General features: G+C 68.3%; 8 protein-coding genes and 1 pseudogene. All 9 read left to right on the plus strand.

The window, feature by feature from the left end; genetic code table 11:
- Positions 1–93: pseudogene (locus ABT127_RS39100) on the plus strand (arginine repressor); the annotation flags it as partial.
- Positions 94–1,018: 925 nt separating this feature from the next.
- Complete coding sequence (locus ABT127_RS39105) at positions 1,019–1,375, plus strand: hypothetical protein (protein WP_351461312.1); 357 nt, start codon at positions 1,019–1,021, stop codon at positions 1,373–1,375.
- Positions 1,376–2,078: 703 nt separating this feature from the next.
- Positions 2,079–3,080 carry a DUF932 domain-containing protein gene (locus ABT127_RS39110; RefSeq protein WP_351461328.1) on the plus strand — a complete coding sequence of 334 codons (1,002 nt, stop codon included), beginning with the start codon at positions 2,079–2,081 and terminating at the stop codon, positions 3,078–3,080.
- 418 nt (positions 3,081–3,498) lie between these two features.
- Entirely contained in the window at positions 3,499–3,828 is a 330-nt protein-coding gene (locus ABT127_RS39115) for a hypothetical protein (protein WP_351461314.1), read from the plus strand.
- Between the two features lie 120 nt (positions 3,829–3,948).
- Positions 3,949–4,632 carry a hypothetical protein gene (locus ABT127_RS39120; protein WP_351461315.1) on the plus strand — a complete coding sequence of 228 codons (684 nt, stop codon included), beginning with the start codon at positions 3,949–3,951 and terminating at the stop codon, positions 4,630–4,632.
- Positions 4,633–4,646: 14 nt separating this feature from the next.
- Positions 4,647–5,465 (plus strand): hypothetical protein, encoded by an 819-nt coding sequence (locus tag ABT127_RS39125; RefSeq protein ID WP_351461318.1) that lies wholly within the window; start codon positions 4,647–4,649, stop codon positions 5,463–5,465.
- 116 nt (positions 5,466–5,581) lie between these two features.
- A complete protein-coding gene (locus tag ABT127_RS39130) occupies positions 5,582–6,292 on the plus strand; it encodes a hypothetical protein (protein ID WP_351461321.1) in 711 nt (236 codons plus the stop codon).
- Positions 6,293–6,369: 77 nt separating this feature from the next.
- On the plus strand, positions 6,370–6,798 hold the full coding sequence (locus tag ABT127_RS39135) for a hypothetical protein (RefSeq protein WP_351461323.1): 429 nt from the start codon (positions 6,370–6,372) through the stop codon (positions 6,796–6,798).
- Positions 6,799–7,248: 450 nt separating this feature from the next.
- Positions 7,249–8,754, plus strand: a complete 1,506-nt coding sequence (locus ABT127_RS39140; protein WP_351461325.1) for a ParB/RepB/Spo0J family partition protein — start codon at positions 7,249–7,251, stop codon at positions 8,752–8,754.
- The last annotated feature ends 138 nt before the right edge of the window (positions 8,755–8,892 follow it).

The raw sequence follows: 8,892 nt of genomic DNA on the forward strand, positions 1-8,892 counted from the left end.
CTGGCCTCGGCCATCGACCAGGCGGAGCTGCACGTCATCCTCGGCACGATCGCGGGCGACGACACGCTCATGCTATGCTCCGCAGACACGACGCGCCGCCGCTACGCGGCGGGTCCGGCGCAGGCGCCGGACTGCCCCCGGGCTCCGCCCGGGGCGGGTCGCCGCTCCGCGCCGCCCCTCACTGACCCGCGCTCCGCGCCGGTCAGTGGCCTGATCGCTCCGCGATCAGGCGAACTACGCACCTACGGCAGGGCGGTGAGTCCGTGTCAGTGGGGGTGCCTATCAGGCCTGACACTCCATCACATCTTTAGTGTGTCAGACCTGATAGGCGGATAGATTCTGGACTGAGAACCCACTACCATCAACCCGCATAGCCCTTGCGCGTAGATGGTTGATTCATATCCTGCTACACCACCAACTCTACTTCCAGAGTGCCAAGTTGTGAGTCATTCCGAAGCCAGGCCGAATTCTGGTATGCCTCACCATTGCCGCATCCATAAAGACGCGTCCAAGGTGAACCGCGCCTCTGTCTGCTCAGTGAGCCGCCGGTGGGATCAGCAGCGGCTCCAGGTCGGACGATCCCTTGAGTGTCCCGTAGGGGGCCGTGGGGCGCCTTCTCCGCCTTCTCCACCCGGGCGCGGAGGCTCCGCCGACGCGCCCGACTCCACACCGCAGCCCCGACCCCGAGCGCGCGCCGCCGTCCTGCCTGCTGTCTGTTCCTTCTTCTCTGCTGTCAGGTGGTCGGGGGTGTGTGTGAGGGGTTGTCAGAGTCGTACCGGTCATAGGGAATGCCGTTGACCTGGTGTTTTATGCCGACCTTGCGCGTGAGGGCCTGCGTGATGGGGTGTCGGATCGCTGGTCAGATGGCCTGTCGGATCGCAGGTCAGATGGTGTGCGCGATGTTGTGTCGCGTTTCGGCTTGCACCGTGATCCATCTTCGGTATTATGGAACATGTCGAGAGAGCGGGTGGTTCCGCTCCTCGATCACCGCCGAAGTTCGTCAAGGGAAAGGTTCAACGTGGAGATCACGGTCACCAACGGAACGGTCAAGCAGTCCAAGGGCATTGAAACTCCCGCCGCACTGCGTGCGCGTGCCATCGCGGGTCACCTGCCCCGCCCGGAACTCCTCTCCGCCGCGACCATCGTTCACAATCTGGACGAGAATTTCACCGGAATTCGCATCAACACGGAGGCCGGGGCAATTCTCCTCATGCTGCCCGTCTCCCCGGAATTCGACTTTCAGCTCATCCATGAGAGCGAGACCGGTCCGGTCATCCTCCAGGCCATCAAGGCCCACGAGCGGGGGCGCATCCTGCATCAGCGAGTGATCGCCTACCGGTTCAGCGAGGCGCTCCGGACGCGCGGGCTGAAGTAGCCGTTTCGTTCCTGGGGGCCGGGCATCGGCCCCCAGGCCCAACCGATCTCTACGCCAGGAGGCGAACTATGACCACGCGACTTATGCCGGCCGAGGCGCGCGCCCAGGGGCCGAGTGACCACGAGGAAGAGCAGATGAGCGCCGCCTACGCGGCGATGGTAAGCAGCGCGAAGGGGGCGGGATATGACGTCTCCCGCCTGGCCGGGCGAGTGGTCAGGCCGCTGTTCGAGGCCGGGTGGATCGCAGGCGTGCGCTCCGGGACTACGGGCCCCGCGCTTGAGTCTGTCCCGCTTCCCGCTTCACTCGTAGTCGGTGCCCTACGGGGCGCGGAGAGTCCGTACGCCCTGTACGACCATGTGCGCTACAGCGGCAGCATCGCGAGCGCGCACGGTTGGTACTGGGTGAGCCGCGTAGTCCAGGAGCCGGACGGGGTCGGAGGGGTCCTCACCTCGTACGAGTTGGGCCGCTGGCGGTCCGGTGCGTTGTCCAGGAAGCTGGCCAACGTGCAATCGGAGTCGCTCTCTACGTACGTGGACGCGTTGGCGCCGGAGTGACTGGCGCGGTCAGTCCCAGCGGGTGAACCGGTGGGGCGGCTCGCGGAAATGAGCTGCCCCACCTCTCATGGCAGGTATTATGGAATATGTTGTAGCGGGTGGTTCCGCCACAGCACCGCCGAAGTTCGTCAACAGGAAAGGGGCCCAAAGTGGCTCACGAAATCGAGCAGTTCACCGACGGTACCGCCGCCTTCGCTTCCGCCCGCCTCAGCGCGTGGCACGGCCTCGGAGTGCGCACCGACGGAGCGATGACCGCCGAAGAGGCCATGCGCCTGGCATCGCTGGACGGGTGGAACGTGCGCAAGGTGGGTCTGTCTGCCACGGAGATCACTCCCGAGGGCGCGGAGTCGATTGCGGTTCCCGAGCACTTCGCCAGCGTGCGGAACCACCCCAAGACGGGACGCCCGGAAACGCTCGGAGTGGTCGGCACCGATTACCACCCGGTGCAGAACGAGGAGCACGCCGAGTTCCTGAACATCCTGACTGAGGAGTCCGGCGCGCACTTCGAGACGGCGGGGTCGTTGAAGAACGGCCGCCAGGTGTTCTTGACCATGAAGCTGCCGCAGACCATGACCGTGGCCGGGTCGGACCGCACCGACCTGTACATCGCGGCGTTCAACAGCCACGACGGAAGCTCGAAGTTCCGCATCATCGTGACCCCGATCCGGGTGGTGTGCGCGAACACCCAGCGTGCCGCACTGAGGGGCGCGCCCAACGTGTTCGCCGTCTCCCACACGGCCGGGGCCAAGGCCCGGATCGCGCGAGCCCGCCAGGTGCTGGGACTGGGGTTCAAGTACGTCGAAGAGTTCGAGAAGGCCGCCGAGCGCATGGTCCAGGCCGAGCTCACGCTGAACGAACTGCGAGACGTCGTCGACAAGGTCTTCCCGATGACCAGCGACGGGAAGATCGCGCAGGGCAATCAGCGCAAGCGCTGGGCGAAGATCTCAAACCTCTACCAGTACGCCGACACTCAGGCCGCCATTCGCGGCACCAGGTGGGCCGGATACAACGCCATCACCGAGTACGTGAACCACGTGGCGCCTGCCAAGGCCAAGACCGAGCGGGAGAAGGCCGCCAGCCGCGCCGAGCGAATCATCACCGGCACCGCCGACGCGGCCATGGAGAAGGCGTTCGCGCTGCTGACGGTCTAGCCGTCCCGGCTCGGGAGCGCTCTGCCGTTCCCGAGCCCCGCAGTGCCTTACTCACCTAGGCGCCGGGGCCGGGGCGGCGGCCTCCAGGTCCGCCGCCCCGGCCCACCCCACACCGCCGTACCCGCGTCGCTGAAGTGAGCACGGAGTGCCTTACTACGCCACCACCGGCCGCGCCCCGGTAGAGCGCGGAGCGCTCCGCCCGCCCCCACGGAGTGCGGAGCGCTCCGCACCGGCCAACGCCGCGTAGCGGCGTCGCGCCCCGCTCGCGGAGCGAGCCGCGCGCCAAAGAAAACCACCCGCTTACCGCCGCTACTCCCCGCCTTTGCAGCGCGCGGTGCCCCGGTCCATCCGGACCGCACCGGCAACCCACTAGAGATCACTGGAGTAACCCAAGTCTCAGCAGACCAGCCTCCCCGACGTGACGGAGTTCATCGGCGCGCACGCCACCGAGGACGACATCACGCGAGTCATCGAGGTGATCAAGCAGCGGCGCAAGACGCTCACTCAGATTGCGGCCTCATCCATCGTGGTCGGGATGAGCGTTCAGGTCGTCAACATCAAGCCCGCTGCCCTGAAGGGCGAGCGCGGCACCGTCACCACCATCACGCGAGGTTCCGCGACGGTGAAGTTCACCAAGGAGTCCACGGAGTCGCTTCGGTGGGCCCGTTCCTCCCGCATCGACGTACCGCAGGGAGTCGAGGAACTGGAGATGGACGGCATCCCCCTGGGTTGTCTGCGCCAGATCTGACGACTCCGCCTGTCCGGGGCGGCGATGCGCCGCCCCGGACAGGGCCAGCCCCCGAGCGGCAGGGAGCCCTCAGTGCCCCGCCGGCCGCGCCCCCACATCACACCGCTTCTTGGAGGATCCATGCCCCAGGCCATGAAGACGCCGGACATGTTCGTCACGGTGCGCCAGCTTCCCGACGGAAGGGTTCACGAGGTCGACGTCAGTGACGAGGCTCCGGACATCGATTCGCTGTGCACCGGCACGGTTCGAAAGACGGTCTGGGCCGTCAGTCCTCGGCCCGGCACGGCTGTCGACGACGACACCGCGCTGCGCGCGGCGAAGGTGTGGGATGCGGTGCGCGGACCGTACTACCGCCACTGCGACCGTGCCGAGTGGCGCTCCAGGGGAACGCAGGAGCGCCAGTTCCACGGTGCGAGCGCCGAGCGTCGCACCTTGCGTGCAGTGGAGGCGTGGCTCATCCGGGCCGGTCACCTGAACGTGCACACGGGAGTCGTCGCAGTGCAGCAGTTCGGGCTCACCGCGACTGGACCCGATGCCGAGGTCGTTGTCTTCCGCGCGAGCGACACCGTCCCGTGGGAGTACGTCGTCGAGTTCCTGGACTTCTGGGAGCCGGAGAAGCTGGCACCGGCCGGAGCGTCTCCGCGCCGTGTGGCAGCCGCCACGCTCGCCGCTCTTTACCGATACCGGGCCGACAGAGCGCAGCTGCACCCGCTCGCCCGCCTGTATCTGGCCGCTGATGACGTGAGGCAGAGCACCGGGCGGGCCGTCGCACGGTGGCGGGAGAAGACCCGCCTCCGGCGCTGACCGTGGCCCACCACATGCTCTCTCCCGCTGGCTTCGTTGATGAGGAGTACCTGCAAGTGTTCAAGGTTCACACCACGTTCGGCATCGTCCGCGTGCAGCCGTCCGAGCCGGACGAGACCGGCGCGATCCTCTACGAACTGACCGGTGCCGCACGCGGCACTGTGCACGTGACTGCTTCCCACGACCCGCGTCAGTGGGACAGGTTCGATGCCGTGCGAGTTTCGCTCGGCAGTGCGAACGACACGTTCAGCGAGACGGCTGAGCCGTTGCCGAGGATTCGTGGCCGGGCCTACACAGGCAAGGTCGTGCATCTGCCCGCGCGGGGCCATGAGCCGGCCGAATGGGCGACGCAGTGGGTATCCGGTCCCGAGGGCCGCAGTGCCGGGCCCAGGACCGCCGAGGGGATCTCTGCGGTCATGGTCGCCGCAGGAGAGCACTACCGCGGCCGGGCGGACCTTCTGACGCTGCGCCAGCGCGCCCGCCGTCAGGAGACGCCCAAGCTGGTCCAGTGGCTGCGGGACATCATCGCGTCGAACACCGCCGAAGAGGCTTCGTTGAATGCCAACGCCGCCCGCCACCGGGCAGATGCAGCGATGTGCACGGCTATGTGGTGGACTGCCGCCCGCTGGCTGCTGGTTACACCGGATCCTGTGCTGCTGCTCCTGCTCGCTGGAGGGCGGGACACTATCGCGGACCGGGCGTGCATCGGGCCCGCGCTGGCTCAAGTCAGTGCGGATATCGCGCTCGATGTCCACCGGGTCGGCGACCGCTACCGCAGGGAACTGGTAGGGCTCGCCCCACGCTCCCGTAGCGGCGTTGCTGCACCGTGCTGAGGCTTCTTCCAGACCGCCAGGTCTAGGGAGCGGGAGGGGCTCACCTGCAGAAAAGGTGTTGCCCCTCTCGCACGGTCAGGTATTATGGAACATGCCATCAAGAGTTCGGAGACCCTATGAGCACCTCTCCTACCGTCGCCCGCTCCACTCCCCAGTTCGTAATCAAGGGGGTCGTCGACGACTGCACCGAGTGCGGGTGCTGCGGCCGCACGAATCTCAAGCGCACCGTGGCACTGATGCCGCTTGACCAGGACGGGAACGAAGACGGCGCCGTCTGCTACTACGGCACGTCATGCGCGGCCGCCGCACTCCGCTGGACGCAGACGCAGGTCACCAACGCCGCCAACCTCGCTACCAGCAGGAACACCGAGCGCGGCAACCGGGCGCGCCGCATCATCAGCGTGTTCGGCCCGCTCCAGTACGCCACCCACTGGGAGCAGGCGCGCGTGTGGCTGGTCCGGAACCCGCACAGCTTGCGCAATATCAGCGCGGAGGTGGACGAGTTGCTGACCGGCGCACAGGCCCAGCTGAGGGACACCGCGCTCGGCCCGGCCCGCCCCCACACCGTCGCCGACTTTCTGCCGCACTGGGTTCTGTGGGACGGCGCCAAGGTGCGGCGCGTGATCGCGGTGCTTCCTGACCAGGATGCAGCGCGGGAGGAACTGCGAGCGGCGCAGAAGGACTTGCGAAGCCGCAGGGTGCTCACGCGCGTTTTCACCGTCCAGGCCCTGGATGAGTTGTCCGCCGAGGAGGTCGCCTACACGACTGCGGCGGTCGCTCGCTGGGAGGCGGACAACGCTTCCGAGGGCTGGATCGCAGGGCGCTGACGCACGGAGCCCCCGCACGGGCACCCCGTCCTCTACGCCGCCGGCGACTCACTGGCCCTACACGCCCGGAGACACCCATGCGCTCTCCCCGCAGTTTCCGCACGGTGCGGCAGTGCTACGCCCACACCTGCCGCAGGCCCATCGGCTACGACACCGCACACCGCATCTGGACCCATCTGGACAAGGCCGAGCAGGCCGACCCGGCATGGCGCGGGCACATGCCGGACCCGCAGTTCGTTCACGCGCTCAGCCTGGGCGACCACTTCCGCTTCTTCGACGGCACGAACACGGTCTACGGTCCGGTGCTCTCCGCCGACAGCGACTACATGCTCCAGGGCACGAGGGTGCGTCTGGCCGGAGGGGTGGAACTCGACCGGCACGCCTGGTCATGCGTGGAGATCACGCGCGACGCTCCCCGCTGCCCCTGTGATCGCACCTACGACCGGTGCGAAGAAGACTGCGCGTGGCCGGAGGAGATCGAGGCTCTGTGGGCGTCCGGCGCGTAGTCGTGCGGGATCACAAGGGTTGCTCTCAGCGCCTCTTGTGCCCAGAGGCCGCCTGCTCTCTCCGCCGCCCCAGACCACTGACCGCCCTTTCCTCCGCACACCGAAAGGCACAGCCATGAGACGACCACCGCCCACCATGCAGCACCCCGCTCCGTCCGGCTCGGCAGCCGACGACCGGCATTGCGTGGACTGCGGGCACCCGCACAGCCGCACCGTTGTCGCCGTGATCAGACGCCTGAAGGGTCCGGACCGGAACGTGTTCGCCTGCGTCCGGCACGCGGCTCTCCGTCAGGCGCGGCGCGGCTGACCTCCCGCGCCGAAGAGCCGGGGGTGGGACACGCCGGATTAATTGAGTTGCCCCACCTCACCATTTCGGTATTATGGAACTTGTCGGGAGGGTGGTTCCTCCCGACACCGCCAAAAAGTCCGTCACTCTCACAGGAGTTCACCGTGACCACCGTCACCGAGTCGCCCACGACCACCCCACAGAACACCGACCACACCGCACTTCAGGGGCAGTTGACGCCCATCGAGCTGGACCCGTCGCTGATCGTTCGCGACATCAGCAACGCCCGCGAGACCGACCCGGCTCCGGACGAGAAACTGATCACGTCCGTCAAGGGGATCGGCGTCCAGGACCCGATCAGCGTCCGGCCGCTCCCCGACGGCACCTACGGCGCGTTCAAGGGCTGGCGGCGCGCCCAGGCCGCCCAGATCGCGAACGCTGCCGCCGACGACGAGCAGCGACCGAAGCGACCCGTCCCTGCATACGTCCGGGACGACCTCGTGGGCAATGACCACTGGACCCGCTTCCTGAGCCTGGTCGAGAACGACCACCGCCAGGACATGCCCCAGCGGGACACACTGAAGGCGGCTGAGCTGGCGCTGGTCGGCATGGACGGCATCGAGCGCGCCCAGGCCGCCAAGGCCCTCGGCCTGGGACGCAAGGCCGCCCAGCAGGTCAAGAAGGCACAGAAGCTCAGCGATGCCGAACTGCGGCGCGCGAGCGCCGGTGGCATGGATCTGGAGCAGACCGCCCAGTTCGCCGAGGTCGAGTCGGTCACCGGTGCTGAGCGTCGCCTCTTGGGCGCCCTCCAGCGCGACCACGAGGAAGGCCGGGGCGGCCGCGGTCATTGGGACCAGGAACTCGCGCTGCTGCACGCGGAGATGGCCGACGCCACCAAACACGACGCCGCCGTCCAGGCCCTCGCGGACGCCGGAACGCCGCTACTGCGACCGGCTTACGCGTACGAGTACACCCCGATCAAGGACCGGCCGCGCCCGCTGTCGGAGCTGATGACGAGTCTGGGGAACACGCTCACCGAGGAGATGCACACCGGCTGCGCCGGACACAGTGCGCGCCTCAGCGACGAGCACGAGCCCGTCTGGCACTGCGCCGCCCCCGTGGAGCACGGCCACAAGGTGCGCCCCGAGGCCAAGGCGCCCAAGAACAAGCTGTCCGACAAGGAGCGGGCAGAGCGCGCCAACACCGTGGCCCGCAACCGGGCATGGATGGCGGCGCGCACCACCCGGCAGGCCTTCGCGACCAAGCTGGCGCGCAGTAGCAAGGCCCTGCCGGAGGCGGCGCGGCTGTTCGCTCAGACCGCTCTGGTGACCATGCCGTACTTCTATGCCGACTTCGCCCAGAAGTCCGGCGCCACGGACATCGCCCCCTTCCTCGGCATCTCGGCCAAGAGCCACGGCGAGGCCGTGACCGCCATCTCCGCGCTCCCCAAGGCCCGCAGCATGCACGTGGTGTTCGCACAGGTCGCCGCCGCCTATGAGTACGCGCTTCGAGAGCCCAAGTCGTGGCAGTGCCTGAGCGCGGAGAAGGCCGCGTGGCTGCTGCTCCTTGAGGAACTGGGCGCCCACGACGGCGGCAGCTACGCCCTGTCCGAGGTCGAGGCCGATGCGGTCGCCCCGCACCGGCCGACGAAGAAGAACGGCACCGCGTAACAGCAGAACGCCCCGTCGCGGGGGGGGGGGGCGCGCCCCCCCCCCCCCCCCCGGGGGGCCCCCCCCCCCCCCGCCCCCGGGGGGGGGGGGGCCCCCCGGGGGGGGGGGGCGGGGCGGGCCCCCCCCCCCGGGCGCCCC

This window comes from Streptomyces sp. NPDC001904 (assembly GCF_040297005.1).
In the GTDB taxonomy this organism is placed as follows: Bacteria; Actinomycetota; Actinomycetes; order Streptomycetales; family Streptomycetaceae; genus Streptomyces.

Excerpts from the sequence above, each read along its gene's own strand:
- ABT127_RS39120 (WP_351461315.1), top strand. The coding sequence starts at position 3,949 with ATGCCCCAGGCCATGAAGACGCCGGACATGTTCGTCACGGTGCGCCAG.
- ABT127_RS39130 (WP_351461321.1), top strand. The coding sequence starts at position 5,582 with ATGAGCACCTCTCCTACCGTCGCCCGCTCCACTCCCCAGTTCGTAATC.
- ABT127_RS39125 (WP_351461318.1), top strand. The coding sequence starts at position 4,647 with ATGCTCTCTCCCGCTGGCTTCGTTGATGAGGAGTACCTGCAAGTGTTC.
- ABT127_RS39135 (WP_351461323.1), top strand. The coding sequence starts at position 6,370 with ATGCGCTCTCCCCGCAGTTTCCGCACGGTGCGGCAGTGCTACGCCCAC.